This window comes from Streptomyces sp. NPDC001781 (genome assembly GCF_053596035.1).
Genome location: NZ_JBSFFI010000026.1, coordinates 71241 through 84492 on the forward strand (window position 1 = coordinate 71241; position 13252 = coordinate 84492).

Annotated in this window: 14 protein-coding genes; 8 read left to right on the top strand and 6 right to left on the bottom strand. The window is 72.6% G+C overall.

What is annotated here, in order from left to right; all coding sequences use genetic code 11:
* The first annotated feature begins 162 nt into the window (after nucleotides 1-162).
* Both ACWCV3_RS22530 and ACWCV3_RS22535 read left to right on the top strand, forming a co-directional pair.
* On the top strand, nucleotides 163-1524 hold the full coding sequence (locus ACWCV3_RS22530; RefSeq protein ID WP_451226972.1) for a sensor histidine kinase: 1362 nt from the start codon (nucleotides 163-165) through the stop codon (nucleotides 1522-1524).
* Nucleotides 1521-2186, top strand: a complete 666-nt coding sequence (locus tag ACWCV3_RS22535; protein ID WP_451226975.1) for a response regulator — start codon at nucleotides 1521-1523, stop codon at nucleotides 2184-2186. The genes ACWCV3_RS22530 and ACWCV3_RS22535 overlap by 4 nt, the downstream gene beginning before the upstream one ends.
* Before the next feature lie 10 nt (nucleotides 2187-2196).
* Here the strand turns inward: ACWCV3_RS22535 and ACWCV3_RS22540 are convergent, their stop codons facing one another.
* The 3 genes from ACWCV3_RS22540 to ACWCV3_RS22550 all read right to left on the bottom strand — a co-directional run bounded on the left by ACWCV3_RS22540 (nucleotide 2197) and on the right by ACWCV3_RS22550 (nucleotide 4097).
* A complete protein-coding gene (locus tag ACWCV3_RS22540; protein ID WP_451226978.1) occupies nucleotides 2197-3171 on the bottom strand; it encodes a TauD/TfdA dioxygenase family protein in 975 nt (324 codons plus the stop codon).
* A gap of 93 nt (nucleotides 3172-3264) precedes the next feature.
* Nucleotides 3265-3726, bottom strand: coding sequence for a peroxiredoxin (locus tag ACWCV3_RS22545; RefSeq protein WP_451226981.1), 462 nt, complete (start codon nucleotides 3724-3726; stop codon nucleotides 3265-3267).
* Nucleotides 3723-4097: a DoxX family protein gene (locus ACWCV3_RS22550; protein ID WP_451226984.1), complete on the bottom strand. Its 375-nt coding sequence runs from the start codon at nucleotides 4095-4097 to the stop codon at nucleotides 3723-3725. Before ACWCV3_RS22550 ends, ACWCV3_RS22545 begins: the two co-directional genes overlap by 4 nt.
* Nucleotides 4098-4279: 182 nt before the next feature.
* Here ACWCV3_RS22550 and ACWCV3_RS22555 point away from each other — a divergent pair, with 182 nt between their 5' ends.
* Complete coding sequence (locus tag ACWCV3_RS22555) at nucleotides 4280-5230, top strand: ATP-dependent DNA ligase (RefSeq protein ID WP_451227016.1); 951 nt, start codon at nucleotides 4280-4282, stop codon at nucleotides 5228-5230.
* Nucleotides 5231-5339: 109 nt separating this feature from the next.
* Nucleotides 5340-6116, top strand: coding sequence for an NPP1 family protein (locus ACWCV3_RS22560; protein ID WP_451226986.1), 777 nt, complete (start codon nucleotides 5340-5342; stop codon nucleotides 6114-6116).
* 27 nt (nucleotides 6117-6143) lie between these two features.
* Here ACWCV3_RS22560 and ACWCV3_RS22565 read toward each other — a convergent pair whose 3' ends face one another.
* Complete coding sequence (locus ACWCV3_RS22565) at nucleotides 6144-6665, bottom strand: hypothetical protein (protein WP_451226989.1); 522 nt, start codon at nucleotides 6663-6665, stop codon at nucleotides 6144-6146.
* A 356-nt stretch (nucleotides 6666-7021) separates the two neighbouring features.
* Here ACWCV3_RS22565 and ACWCV3_RS22570 point away from each other — a divergent pair, with 356 nt between their 5' ends.
* Both ACWCV3_RS22570 and ACWCV3_RS22575 read left to right on the top strand, forming a co-directional pair.
* Nucleotides 7022-7813, top strand: coding sequence for an RNA polymerase sigma factor SigF (locus tag ACWCV3_RS22570; RefSeq protein WP_451226992.1), 792 nt, complete (start codon nucleotides 7022-7024; stop codon nucleotides 7811-7813).
* 210 nt (nucleotides 7814-8023) lie between these two features.
* Entirely contained in the window at nucleotides 8024-8836 is an 813-nt protein-coding gene (locus tag ACWCV3_RS22575) for a VOC family protein (protein ID WP_451226995.1), read from the top strand.
* A 61-nt stretch (nucleotides 8837-8897) separates the two neighbouring features.
* Here ACWCV3_RS22575 and glgX read toward each other — a convergent pair whose 3' ends face one another.
* Together glgX and ACWCV3_RS22585 are read right to left on the bottom strand one after the other, a co-directional pair.
* Nucleotides 8898-11012 carry a glycogen debranching protein GlgX gene (gene glgX, locus ACWCV3_RS22580; RefSeq protein ID WP_451226998.1) on the bottom strand — a complete coding sequence of 705 codons (2115 nt, stop codon included), beginning with the start codon at nucleotides 11010-11012 and terminating at the stop codon, nucleotides 8898-8900.
* Nucleotides 11013-11035: 23 nt separating this feature from the next.
* Complete coding sequence (locus ACWCV3_RS22585) at nucleotides 11036-11539, bottom strand: pep a2 (RefSeq protein WP_451227001.1); 504 nt, start codon at nucleotides 11537-11539, stop codon at nucleotides 11036-11038.
* Between the two features lie 301 nt (nucleotides 11540-11840).
* Between ACWCV3_RS22585 and ACWCV3_RS22590 the strand changes: the two genes are divergently transcribed.
* A complete protein-coding gene (locus tag ACWCV3_RS22590; protein ID WP_031183318.1) occupies nucleotides 11841-12140 on the top strand; it encodes a DUF5133 domain-containing protein in 300 nt (99 codons plus the stop codon).
* Between the two features lie 111 nt (nucleotides 12141-12251).
* On the top strand, nucleotides 12252-13252 hold a 1001-nt coding region (locus ACWCV3_RS22595), incomplete at its 3' end, for a maltotransferase domain-containing protein (RefSeq protein ID WP_451227004.1).

Below are 13252 nucleotides of genomic sequence, written 5' to 3' on the forward strand. Positions count from 1 at the left end.
ACAGCCGGACAAAGAAATGGCCATGACCGTCCGCATTCCGGAGCCCCGGTTTTCCGGAGCGAATCCCCGGGGGTGTGCCCCGCCTCCTCCCTGAGACGGACCTTCGGAAACCCGCCTGGAAGGGGACGACCCCACCCCCGCTCCGCGCCTAACGTCTTCTCCGTGACCGAGACGACACCCTCCCAGTCGATACCACCGGGCCGGGCCGCGCGGCCGCGCAGCCCGGAGTTCCGGTTCGCCGCGGACGCCCTGCGCGGGCTGCGGCGGGACCTGTTCCACGACGCCTTCGCCTACCGCCCGCTGCCACCCACCGAACCGGGCGGCCTCGTGACCCGGCGCGGCTCCGGGCGCACGAGGGAGTACGGAGCCTGGGCGCCGCACGCGGCGGTCGTCGTCCTCGCCGGGACGGCGGCGTTCCTCGCGCTGGCGAGCACGGACGGCGCGGGTATGCCGGCCCTGCTGTGCGCGCTGCTGGCCGCGGCTCCGGTACTGCTGACGCTGGTGCGTCCGGCGGGGGCGTTCTGGGTCTCGCTCGCCGCGAACACGGTCGCCCTCGTCCTGTCCTCCGGCTCCTCCGGCGAATCCCCCTTCCCGCCGGGCGGCTTCCTGGCACACCTGGCCGTGCTGACGGTCGTCGCGGCGCGCACCCGCCCCCGCACGGCCGCCTGGATGTGGCTGCTGACCGCGGCCTACGGGGTTCTCGCCGACGGCCTGTTCGGCCCGAGCGACTTCGGCTACGGGTCCGACCTGGGGCCGCTGCTGTTCTTCGCCGGCGTGTTCCTGCTGACCGTCGTCGTCCGGCAGGTCCTCGGGCAGGCCCGGCGGGAGGTGAGCGTCCACCAGACCGTCACCGCGCACGAGCGTTCGCGGCGCACCCTGCTCGAGGAGCGCTCCACCATCGCCCGCGAGCTGCACGACGTGGTCGCCCACCACATGTCGGTGGTCGCCATCCAGGCGGAGGCCGCCCCCTACCGGGTGGAGAACCCGCCGCCGGAGCTGGAGAAGGCGTTCGCCACCATCCGGGAGAACGCGGTCGCGGCCCTGACCGAGCTGCGCCGGGTCCTGGGCGTGGTCCGCGCCCAGGACTACGAGGCACCGGACGCTCCCCAGCCCACCCTCGCGGACCTGGACGCCCTGCTCGCCAACGTGCGGGACGCCGGGCTCGACGTCACCAGGGCGGTCACGGGCGCGGTGCGCGAACTCCCGCAGGGCGTGGAGCTGTCGGCGTACCGGATCGTGCAGGAAGCGCTGAGCAACACACTGCGGCACGCGCCGGGCGCGGACGCCAAGGTGGAGATCGGGTACGTGCTCGGCGGTCTGGGCCTGCGCGTGGTCAACGCGGCGCCGCCCGCGCCGGGTCCGGTCAAGCCCTCCCCCGGCGCCGGGCACGGCATCACGGGCATGCGGGAGCGCGTCGCGATGCTGGGCGGCGAGATGACGGCGGCCCCGACGGCCGAGGGCGGTTACGAGGTGGCCGTGTTCCTGCCGGTCCCGGCGGCCGCCCCGATCGCGGGTGACGCATGACGATCCGCGTGATGATCGCCGACGACCAGATGATGGTCCGCGAGGGTTTCTCGGTCCTGCTGAACGCGATGCCGGACATCGAGGTCGCCGGCGAGGCGGTCAACGGCCGCGACGCGGTCGAGCGGGTGCGCGAGCTCGCCCCGGACGTCGTGCTGATGGACATCCGCATGCCGGAGATGAACGGCATCGAGGCGACGCGCGAGATCATCGCGGCGGACGCCACGGCGAAGGTCCTGGTACTCACCACCTTCGACCTGGACGAGTACGTGTACCAGGCACTCAGGGCCGGGGCTTCCGGCTTCCTGCTGAAGGACGCGTCCGCACGCCAACTCGCCGACGGCGTCCGGGTGGTGGCGTCCGGAGAGGCGCTGCTCGCGCCCACCGTCACCAAGCGGCTGATCCACGAGTTCTCCCGGCTCTCCGGCGCCCCGCGCCCGATGCCGGCCGCCCACGCGGCCTACGGCGAGCTGACCGAGCGGGAGACGGAGGTGCTGGTGCTGATCGCGCAGGGCCTGTCGAACTCCGAGATCGCCGGGCGGCTGGTGGTGGCCGACTCCACCATCAAGACCCACGTGAGCCGCATCCTGGTGAAGCTCGGCCTCCGGGACCGCACGCAGGCCGCGGTGTTCGCGTACGAGGCGCGGCTGGTCACACCGGGCTGACCCGGCGCGCCTACCAGCGCCCGGGTGCCGTCCCCACCAGCGGCTCGGAGGGGACGCCGTCCACGCCCACGGGCACATCGCCCTGGAGCATCACCCGGTGCATGATCCGGGGGTGGTCCACATGGGCGGTGTCGCCGGGGGCGAGGTGCATGGTGGCCCGGTTGTCCCAGAAGGCGACGCTGCCGGGCTCCCAGCGGAAGCGGACGGTGTACTCCGGCCGCACCGCCTGCTCCAGCAGCATCTCCAGCAGGGCCGCGCTCTCCGGGCGGGAGACACCGGAGATCTGCTCCAGGTAGTAGCCGTTGACGAACAGCACCCGCTCCCCCGTCTCCGGGTGCACGCGCACCAGGGGGTGCTCGGAGGCGATCTGGTGGTCCAGCAGATGCCGCAGGTACGCGTCGTCTCCGGGCCGGGGCTGGTAGCCGACCCCGAGCCGGTGCTCGGCCCGCAGCCCGTCCACGAAGGCGCGCACCGGAGCGGAGAGCCCGGCATAGGCGGCGGCCAGATTGGCCCAGGTGGTGTCACCTCCGTACGGGGGCACGGTCTCGGCGCGCAGGACCGTCGCGGCGGGCGGGTCGATCCGGGCGCCGTGGTCGCAGTGCCAGCCGCGCAGCAGGGTGTGCCGGCGCCGGCGCAGCCACTCCTCGTGCTCCATCCCGAACCGGCCCCCCAGTTCCAGCCGGTCCGCGGTGGTCTCCACCTCGGGGTGACCCTCCGGTGAGGCACTCCCCCGCCTGCGCGGCACCACGGGCTCGCCGAAGCGGCGGGCGAACGCGATGTGCCCGGCGTGGTCGAGCCGCTGGTCGCGGAAGAAGACGACCTTCCAGCGCAGCATCGTCTCCCTGATCAGCGCCACCAGGGAGTCGTCGAGCGGTGCGGCGAGGTCGACGCCGGTGATCTCGGCGCCGATGTGCCCGGCGACCGGCTTCACCGCCACGCCCGCGATGCTCCCGGGCCGCTCCGCCGAGGTGCCGTCCGTGGTCATGGGTGTGCTCCGATGCTCGTCGTACGGGCTCCGCCCGATCGTGTCAGCCGGACGGTGGCCTTGGCGAGGACGGCCCCGGCCACCGGCGAGGGGTCAGCCCTTCGCCGCCCGCAGCGCGGCCAGCGCCCGGTCGGCATGGGTGTTCATGCGCAGTTCGCTGCGGACGATCTCCAGGACCGTGCGATCCCGCCCGATGACGAACGTGACCCGCTTGGTGGGCGCGAGCGTGAAGCCCCGCTTGACGCCGAAGCGCTCGCGGATCGTGCCGTCGGTGTCGGAGAGGAGCGGCATGCCCAGCGTGTGGCGTCCGGCGAACTCCTGCTGCTTGTCGACGGTGTCGCCGCTGATGCCCACGGGCTGGGCCCCGACGGCCGCGAACTCGCCCGCCAGGTCACGGAAGTGACACGCCTCGGCGGTGCAGCCGGAGGTGAGGGCGGCCGGGTAGAAGAACAGCACGACGGGACCGCCGGCCAGCAGTTCGCTCAGCCGCCGTGCGGCGCCGGTCTCGTCCGGCAGTGTGAAGTCCTCGACGGTGTCACCGATCCGGAGGCTCATGACTGTCCTTTCGCGTTACGGGCGACGCCCCGCGCCCACAGCACCAGCGGCACCTGGAGGGGCAGCCGGGCGAGGGAGGCGGTGCGCTGAGGTGCCGGGCGGTGCCGCCAGTCCACGGCCATCTTCACGTTGGCGGGGAAGACCCCGACGAAGAACGCGGCCGCCGCCTTCGCGGCCGGTGCGCGGGTGGCGGGCACGGCGACCCCGGCGGCGAGGGCGAGTTCGGCTACCCCGCTGGCAAGGGTCCAGGTGCGGGGCGAGCCGGGCATGGCGCGGGGGACGAGCGCGTCGAACACCTTGGGGGCGGCGAAGTGGGCGATCCCGGCCGAGGCCAGCAGACCGGCGAGCAGCAGGGGCGAGCGTGGGGGCACGTTGTCTCCTTCGGTGGCCTGCCGCCGGATATTACTTTAGGGTAGGTGCCGGTCGGCGGCTCGGGTGCGGGCGTGGCGGCGGCAGCCGTTCGGGGGAACGCGCGATGACGGGCGCGTGAGGGCGTGCGCCGCGGTCGACATGTTCTGCCGTGACCGTCGCCCCGCTGCCGCTCGTCCACCCCATGCTCGCCACCCCCGGCGCCCTGCCGCCGCCTGCCCAGGACGCCCGCTGGGCGTACGAGACCAAGCAGGACGGGCAGCGGGTGATGGTGTACCTGCCGGGCGACGGCACCCTGCTGCTGCGGGCCCGCTCCGGGGAGGACATCACGGCGGCCTATCCCGAACTCGGGCCGCTGGCCGCCACCTTGGGAGCCACACCCGCGATCCTGGACGGCGAGGTGCTGGCCCTGGACGCGGAGGGCCGGGCCGACTTCCAGGCACTCCAGAACCGGATGGGCCTCGCGCACAGCCCGGCCCTGGCGGCGCACCGGGCGGCCCGGGCACCGGTCCACCTGGTGCTGTTCGACGTGCCCTACCTCTCCGGGCCCCGCATGGCGGCCCCGTACACCCGGCGCCGGGAGCTGCTCGCAGGACTCGGCCTGGGCGGCCCGCGCTGGTCGGTGCCGGGGGCGGTGGTGGGGCACGGCGCCGAGGCGCTGCGGATGACGCGGGAGCACGGGCTGGAGGGGGTGGTGTGCAAGCGGCTGGACTCGGTGTACGAGCCGGGGGTCCGCTCCCGGAACTGGATCAAGATCCGCAACACCCGGAGCGTGGACGTGATCGTCGGCGGCTGGCTGCCCGGCAAGGGCCGGCTGTCCGGGCTGCCGGGCGCGGTGCTGGTGGGTCAGCGCGCCGGAGGGCGGCTGGTGTACGCGGGCCGGGTGGGCACGGGCTGGAGCGAGGCCGAGCGCACCGAGCTGGCAGCGCTGCTGGCGGCATCGGCCGGCGAGCGGTGCCCCTTCGACCCCGTGCCCCGTATTCCGGGGGCACGCTGGGTGCTGCCCCGGCTGGTCGGCGAGGTCGGCTTCAGCACCCGGACGCGGGCGGGGCTGCTGCGCCAGCCGAGCTGGCTGCGGCTGCGCCGGGACCTGAGCCCCGAGGAGTCGGCGGCGGACCTTCCCGAGGGTCCGTGAGTACTCGGCCGGGAGGATTTCAGCTGCGGGACAGGCGGGACGGCTTCACAGCGGGTCCTTCGGCCGGGATGCTGAACCGCCCCTTTCCCTCAACGCAGTTGGAGATGCAGTGGGTTCGACCACGTCCCGCCGCCGGCGCGGCGGATGGCTCGCCGCGCTCACCGGTGCCGCCACCCTCGCGCTCGCGTTCCCGGCCGCGGCCTTCGCCGCTCCCCCGCTCGCCCTCCCGGTCAACGCCACGGCCGATGAGCTGAAATACCAGCCCGCGTTCGACTACGACACGGACGGCTGCTACCCGACGCCCGCGATCGGCCCCGACGGTGCGATCAACCCCGGCCTGAAACCGACCGGCGCGCTCGACGGCAACTGCCGTGACGCCTCCGATCTGGACAACACCAACGGCTACTCGCGCGCCAGGTGCAACAACGGCTGGTGCGGCTATCTCTACGGCCTGTACTTCGAGAAGGACCAGGCGCTGCCCGGCATCGGCATCGGCGGCCACCGCAACGACTGGGAGCACGTGGTGGTGTGGGTCCAGGACGGGCAGACGCGGTACGTGTCGACGTCCAACCACGGCTCCTTCACCGTGCACCCGGTCTCCGAGGTCCGCTTCGAGGGCACACACGCCAAGGTCGTCTACCACAAGGACGGCATCGGCACGCACTGCTTCCGGGCGGCCGGCGACAACGACGAGCCACCGGAGAACCACAAGCACACCTGGCAGTACCCGGCGCTGGTCGGCTGGGACGGCTACCCGCCCGGTCTGCGCGACAGGCTGAGCGGCTACGACTTCGGCAGCGCCCACTTCGGCCTGAAGGACGCGAGTTTCGCCTCGCACCTGGCGTCGGCGAAGCCGGCCGGCATCCCCTTCGACCCGAACGGCTGACCCTCTCGCAGGCCGGCCCGGCGCCCGTCAGGCGGTGCCGGGTTCGGTCCGCTCCTCCAGGTACGCGGTGAGCTGGTGCGCCAGGCTGTCCGGCCCGCAGGCGGCGGTGGCCACCTGGGCGGACTCGGTCAGGCCGATGCCGCCGGCCCACAGCCTGCGGTCGGTCCACTCGTCGTCCACCCGCAGATGGACCTGGACGTCCACGTGGGTGAGCGCGTCCTCGGCGGCGGCCGCGTGGACCACGGCGGTGGCGCGGCGCAGCGGGTACACGTCGAAGCCCTCGATGAACTGCGAGTTGCGCCAGTCGATGAAGGCGCCCTCGCCGTCGGCGCCCACCCGGACGTCGATCTGACCGTCCTCGAGCTGGACGCCGCACGGGCGGGTGCCCCGGTTCTCGATCGTCACCCGGACGCTGAAGTACGTCAGCCCGGCCGCGGCGTCGTCCCGTCCGCGGGGCGGTTCGGCCGTCTCCAGACGGTGGACGCGGACCCGCAGACCGGCGTGCTCGCCGTACTCCTGCCAGTCACCGACCACGTTCGGCTCGTACACAGTGCCCCTCTCGACCATCCGCGAGCTGCTGTCTATCCGTGTGCTCAGCACACTGTCAAACGAGCGGAATGCCACATGGCCAGGCGGTTCGCCCGCTTCGACCGGTGATCAAGCCGTGCCCAGGAGAAACCGTCCGGGCGGGTGTGCGGGCCCACTGGCGCGCGTGCCGCACATCACTCCGGGCGACCGCCTCTCACGGCCCGCGTCCATGGAGCCACCCTGCCCGAAACCGGGTCAAGACCGACACGAGTTTTGCCCCTTATTGGCATGTTTGTTTGTTTTTGCCGCACACTGGGGAAGACGGACTTCAGTGCCGAATCCGCCTGTCGTCCCAGCCCGCGAGAGAAGCGCACGCGATGTCTGCACCTGGCAGCACGAAAACCCACCCGCATGACGACGCCCCCGACACGGCCCACGCCTTCGAGCGCCTTGCCGGGTCGCCGCAGGGCCCGGAGCGCGCGGCGCTCCGGGACGAGCTGGTGCGCCTGTGGCTGCCCATGGCCGAGCGGATCGCCGTCCGCTTCCGCGGTCGCGGCGAGTCCCTGGAGGACCTGTACCAGGTGGCCGCCCTGGGCCTGGTGAAGGCCGTGGACCACTACGACCCCGAGCGCGGCCGGGCCTTCGAGGCGTACGCGGTGCCGACGATCACCGGCGAGATCAAGCGCCACTTCCGGGACCACATGTGGACCCTGCACGTGCCCCGCCGGGTGCAGGACCTGCGCAACCGGGTCCGCGGCGCCGGCAAGGAACTGGCACAGACCATTCCGGGCCGCCCGCCCACCGTCGCGGAGCTCGCCGCGCACACCCGCCTCAGCGAGGACGAGGTGCGTACCGGCATGGAGGCACTGGAGTGCTTCTCCGCACTGTCCCTCGACGCCGACGTGGCGGGTACCGACGGGTACGCGCTCGGTGACTCCCTGGGCGAGCCGGACCCCGGATTCGACCTGGTGGTGGACAGGGCGGCGGTGAAGCCCTGCATCGCGGCGCTGCCCGAGCGCGAGCGCACCATCCTCTACCTGCGATTCTTCCGAGGTATGACGCAGAGCGGGATAGCGGAGCAGCTCGGCATATCGCAGATGCACGTCTCCCGGCTGCTGAGCGGCTGCTTCGACCGGCTGCGCGAGGAACTGCGCGCCGAGCCCGGCTGAGTCACCGCCGTCGCCTCTGCCCCCTGCGGCTTCACTCTTCCGGACGAAAGCAACCCGTCGTCGTGACGGCCTGGACGCGCTGTGTGGCCGGGGGTCCCGGCGCACATCAGGGTTCTCGCGCGGGGTAGTCGGGAGGCAGCCGACCCCCTTTCGGCCGGACACTGGTCGAGACCGGTGGCCGCCGGGCCCCGAGAGCAGGACGCGACCGTCATGAATCACCACACATCCGTCAGCGGTGGCTTGGAAGAGAAGAAGGACGCCGTTTCGACGCACTCCGTCTTCGGCGCCCCCTGCTGGGTGAGCCTGACCAGCCGCGACCTCGGCGCCACCGAGGAGTTCTACAGCGCCGTACTGGGCTGGCGCTGGCGTGACGCCGGCCTCGGCGACCACTTCCGGATCGCCCTCGCGGGCGACGTGCCGATCGCCGGGATCGCCGCGGTCGCCGGGATGTGGCAGACGGCGGTGGCCTGGACCCCGTACTTCGCCGTCCCCGACGCCGACGTGACAGTGGCGCGGGTACGGGAGCGGGGCGGCACGGCCGCGGTGGGCCCGTTGTCCTTCCCGCCCGGCCGGGGCGCGCTGCTCGCCGACCGCGACGGTGCGACCTTCGGCATCTGGCAGGGCGAGCTGTTCTCCGACTGGGAGTCCTGGCGCCGCTCCGCCCCCGCCTTCATCCGCCTGCACACCCGCAACGCCTTCGACGCGGCCATCTTCTACGGCGAGGTGCTGGACTGGGCCACCGGGAAGCCGGGCTGCTGCGAGGTCGAGTACGAGGGCGGCGAGGTGGTGCTGCGCAGCCAGGGCACCATCGTGGCGCGGATCGACTCCGGCGCGGTGGAGGCGGCCCCGGACCCCTCGGTGCGGCCGCACTGGCAGATCCACTTCTCGGTCGCCGACGTGGCGCGCTGCGCCCGCAGCGCCGAGAAGCACGGCGGCAGTGTGCTGAGCGAGAGCGAGCGGGAGGCCGTCCTGCGGGACCAGGACGGCGCCCAGTTCACGGTGACCGCGCGCGAGCCGCGCTGACGTACGGCAGCGGAGGGCGCCCACCGGGTTGTGGTGGGCGCCCTCCGCTGCGCGTCCCCGCTCAGCCGTCGCGGGACGGCCGGGACAGCAGGACCAGGCTCCGCGACTCGACCCGCAGCCGGGTGGCCGCCTTGCGCTCCCGCTCGTCGGGCACGCCCTCGGGGTCGGCGGTGTCGATCAGTGTGGTCCAGCGCTCGCCGTAGGACGCGGCGGGCAGCCGGAAGTCGACCGGCTCCCAGAAGCCGTTCAGGAGCAGCAGGAAGGAGTCGTCGACGACCCGGCCGCCGTAGGCGTCCCGCTCGGCGATGGCGTCGCCGTTGAGGAAGACGCCCACCGAGTGCGCGTCGCCGCGCCGCCAGTCCTGGTCGGTCATCTCGCGTGCGTCGGGGCGCAGCCAGATCAGGTCGGGCAGCGGCTGCTTGCGCCGGGTCTCGGTCTCGCCCCGGAAGAAGCGGCGCCGGCGCAGCACGGGGTGCTCGGCGCGCAGGCCGATCAGGCGCCGGGTGAAGCCGACGAGGGCGCGCTGCTCGTCGGTGAGGTCCCAGTCGATCCAGGAGATCTCGTTGTCCTGGCAGTAGGCGTTGTTGTTGCCGCGCTGGGTGCGGCCGAGTTCGTCGCCGTGGCCGAGCATCGGGATGCCCTGGCTGAGCAGCAGGGTGGCCAGCAGGTTGCGCTGCTGGCGGGCCCGCAGTTCGAGCACGGCCGGATCGTCGGTGTCACCCTCGGCGCCGCAGTTCCAGGACCGGTTGTCGCTCTCGCCGTCCCGGTTGCCCTCGCCGTTGGCCTCGTTGTGCTTGTCGTTGTACGACACGAGGTCGCGCAGGGTGAAGCCGTCGTGCGCGGTGACGAAGTTGACGCTGGCCCGGGGCCTGCGCCGGCTGGCCTGGTAGAGGTCGGAGGAACCGGTGAGCCGGGACGCGAACTCGCCCAGCGAGCCGGGCTCGGCCCGCCAGAAGTCCCGTACGGCGTCGCGGTACTTGCCGTTCCACTCCGACCAGAGCTGGGGGAAGTTGCCGACCTGGTACCCGCCCTCCCCCAGGTCCCAGGGCTCGGCGATGAGCTTGACCCGGCTGATCACCGGGTCCTGCTGGATCAGGTCGAAGAACGCCGAGAGGCGGTCCACCTCGTGGAACTGCCGGGCCAGGGTCGCCGCGAGGTCGAAGCGGAAGCCGTCGACGTGCATCTCGGTCACCCAGTACCGCAGCGAGTCCATGATGAGCTGGAGCACGTGCGGGTGGCGCATCAGCAGGCTGTTGCCGGTGCCCGTGGTGTCGTAGTAGTGCGCCCAGTCCCCGTCGACCAGGCGGTAGTACGAGGCGTTGTCGATGCCCCGGAAGGAGAGGGTGGGACCCATCTCGTTGCCCTCGGCGGTGTGGTTGTAGACCACGTCGAGGATGACCTCGAGACCGGCCGCGTGCATCGCCTTGACCATGGCCTTGAACTCGTTGACCTGCTGGCCGCGCGAGCCTAGGGCGGCGTAGGCGTTGTGCGGGGCGAAGAAGCCGATGGTGTTGTAGCCCCAGTAGTTCGACAGACCCCGGTCGCGCAGCACCCCGTCCTGGGCGAACTGGTGCACCGGCATCAGCTCGACCGCGGTGACACCGAGCGAGGTCAGGTGCTCGGTGACGGCGGGATGCGCCAGCCCGGCGTAGGTGCCGCGCAGCCGCTCCGGCACGTCGGGGTGGGTGGCGGTCAGGCCGCGTACATGGGTCTCGTAGATGACGGACTCGGAGTACGGCCGGCCCGGCGGACGGTCGTCGCCCCAGTCGAAGTAGGGGTCGGTGACCACGCCCAGCATCGAGTGCCCGGCGCTGTCCGCGGGCGCAGGGCCGTGCGGGTCGCGCTCGTACAGCGAGGGGTCGTTGTCCATCTGGCCGTCGACGGCCCGGGCATAGGGGTCGAGCAGCAGCTTGGCCGGGTTGCAGCGGTGGCCGAGGAAGGGCTGCCAGGGGCCGTGCACCCGGTAGCCGTAGCGCTGGCCGGGCCCGACCTCCGGCAGATAGCCGTGCCAGACGGGCCCGTCGACCTCGTGGAGGGGTACGGGCGTCTCGGCGCCCGCGTCGTCGACGAGGACCAGTTCCACGCGTTCGGCGACCTCGCTGAACAGCGCGAAGTTGGTGCCCTGGCCGTCGTAGGAGGCGCCCAACGGATAGGGGTGCCCGCTCCACACGGGCACCCCCTTCCGGGACTTCCTGGCCGTCACCGGGCGCCCACCGGAACGCGGGGCACCTCTGCGGCCCGTTCGGGCAGCGGGGCCGCGCGCGGTACGCGCAGCATCCGGCGGATGTGCGGCGAGGGAGCCGTCGGGACCAGCGGGACACGCTGGTCGGCGCGGGCTCGCTGAGAGAACCACACGATCCTGGCCCCGGTCTCGGTGGCGCAGCAGCCCCACCCGTCGCTCATGGCGGCGATGTCCACGAGGCAGGCGCGCAGGCCCTCGTCGGGGCCGAGGTCGCGGTCGCCGCCGCCGATGGCGGTGATGAGGTGCTGGCCGCTCCACCACATCTCGATGGACGTGGTGGTGTCCGGGGCGTGCTGGTCGATGGCGCGCAGCAGAATCTCGGTGCCGCGGCGGACGGGGTCCACGAGATCGTCGAGGTCCCAGTGACTGAGGTGGGCGGCCAGGATGCGGCTGACCTGTCCCACACGTTCCGGGCTGACTTCCACATCGAGGTGGTAGTAGCGAGGCACTGCGGTCTCCATTGTCGCTTGCTCCTCACCGGCGAAGCTCCTGCTCCACGGCCGTCCGGCGGATCACCGGACACTCAGCGTGAAAGCCAGTCGCTTCTGAGTCACCATCCACACTGCGGCTGCTACGCCATTCGTGCAACACGAGCATCACGGACGGCGGGGTCGTTGAAGCTCCAACAGGACGGAGCGTGTTTACACGTGCACCATGAGTGAAAGCCCTCGATCGCCGTAACGGTTCCGCGCCTCCCTGTGCGCGGACACCACCCGACCGTCGGGAACGCGACGTCGAGAGCCGTGGAAGGTGAAGGGGACCATGCTGCTACCCGCCAAGGCCGAAGTGGCCCGGCAGTTGCGGCGTTACCGGGCGTGGGAGCGCGTGATGCTCGCCTCGCCCCACGACCGCACGGTCCGGAGCACCTTCGAGGACTCGGGCTACACGTTGTGCGTGCTGATGGGAAAACGCTGCGCCAGAGAGGCGGCGGACGCCGCGGAGCGGTATCTGCGCTCCACCCCGCCCGGCCGGCTGAGCGAGCAGGACGGGCGGCCGCAGCCCGGACGGACCGCGCGACGCGCGCAGTCACCGGAGCGGCGATCCACGGCGCCAAGCCCCTGACCTGGCACCGTACATGGCGTTCCCCTACGGGGCGGCACCTGCCGGCCCGTATCCAGGACCGCGAAGCCGGGCCCCGTGTGCCCGGCTTCGCGCACGGCGGAGGTGAGATCCATGCGCAGGACCCCGGCCATCGGCCGCGTACCGGTACGTGACGTCCGGCCGGCCGTGGAGTGCGGCAGGCGCCCGGCGAAGGCGGTGGCCGGGGAGACGTTCCAGGTGACCGCGACCGTGTTCCGCGAGGGACACGACGCGGTGGGTGCCAATGTGGTCCTGCGCGGCCCCAGGGGCCGGCGCGGCCCGTGGACCCCGATGCGCGAGCTGTCGCCCGGCAGCGACGTGTGGGGCGCGGACATCACCCCGGACGCCACCGGCCGCTGGACCTACCGTGTGGAGGCGTGGTCCGATCCGATCGCCACCTGGCGGCACGCGGCCGGCATCAAGATCCCCGCCGGGATCGACACCGGCCTGGTGCTCGAGGAGGGTGCCGAGCTCCACGAGCGCGCGGCCGCCGGCGTTCCCGGGGGCCCCGAGCGCGATCGCGTCCTGGCCGCCGCCCGCGCCCTCGGCGACGACACGCTCTCGGTGCACCACCGTCTGAAGGACGCCCTTGGCCCGGAGGTCTCCGAGGTCCTGGCCCGCCACCCTCTGCGTGAGCTGGTGACGGCCTCGGACCCCATGCCGCTGCTGGTGGAGCGCGAGCGGGCGCTGTACGGCTCCTGGTACGAGTTCTTCCCGCGTTCCGAGGGCACGGCCGAGCAGCCGCACGGCACGTTCCGTACGGCGTGCAGGCGTCTGGAGGCCATCGCGGGGATGGGCTTCGACGTGGTGTACCTGCCGCCGATCCACCCGATCGGGACGACGCATCGCAAGGGCCGCAACAACACGCTGGACGCGAGGCCGGACGACGTCGGTGTGCCGTGGGCGATCGGTTCGCCGGAGGGCGGGCACGACGCCGTCCACCCCGGCCTCGGCACGCTCGACGACTTCGACGGCTTCGTGGGCCGCGCACGGGAGCTTGGCCTCGAGATCGCCCTGGACTTCGCCCTGCAGTGCTCCCCGGACCACCCGTGGGTGGAGAAGCACCCCGAGTGGTTCCACCACCGCCCCGACGG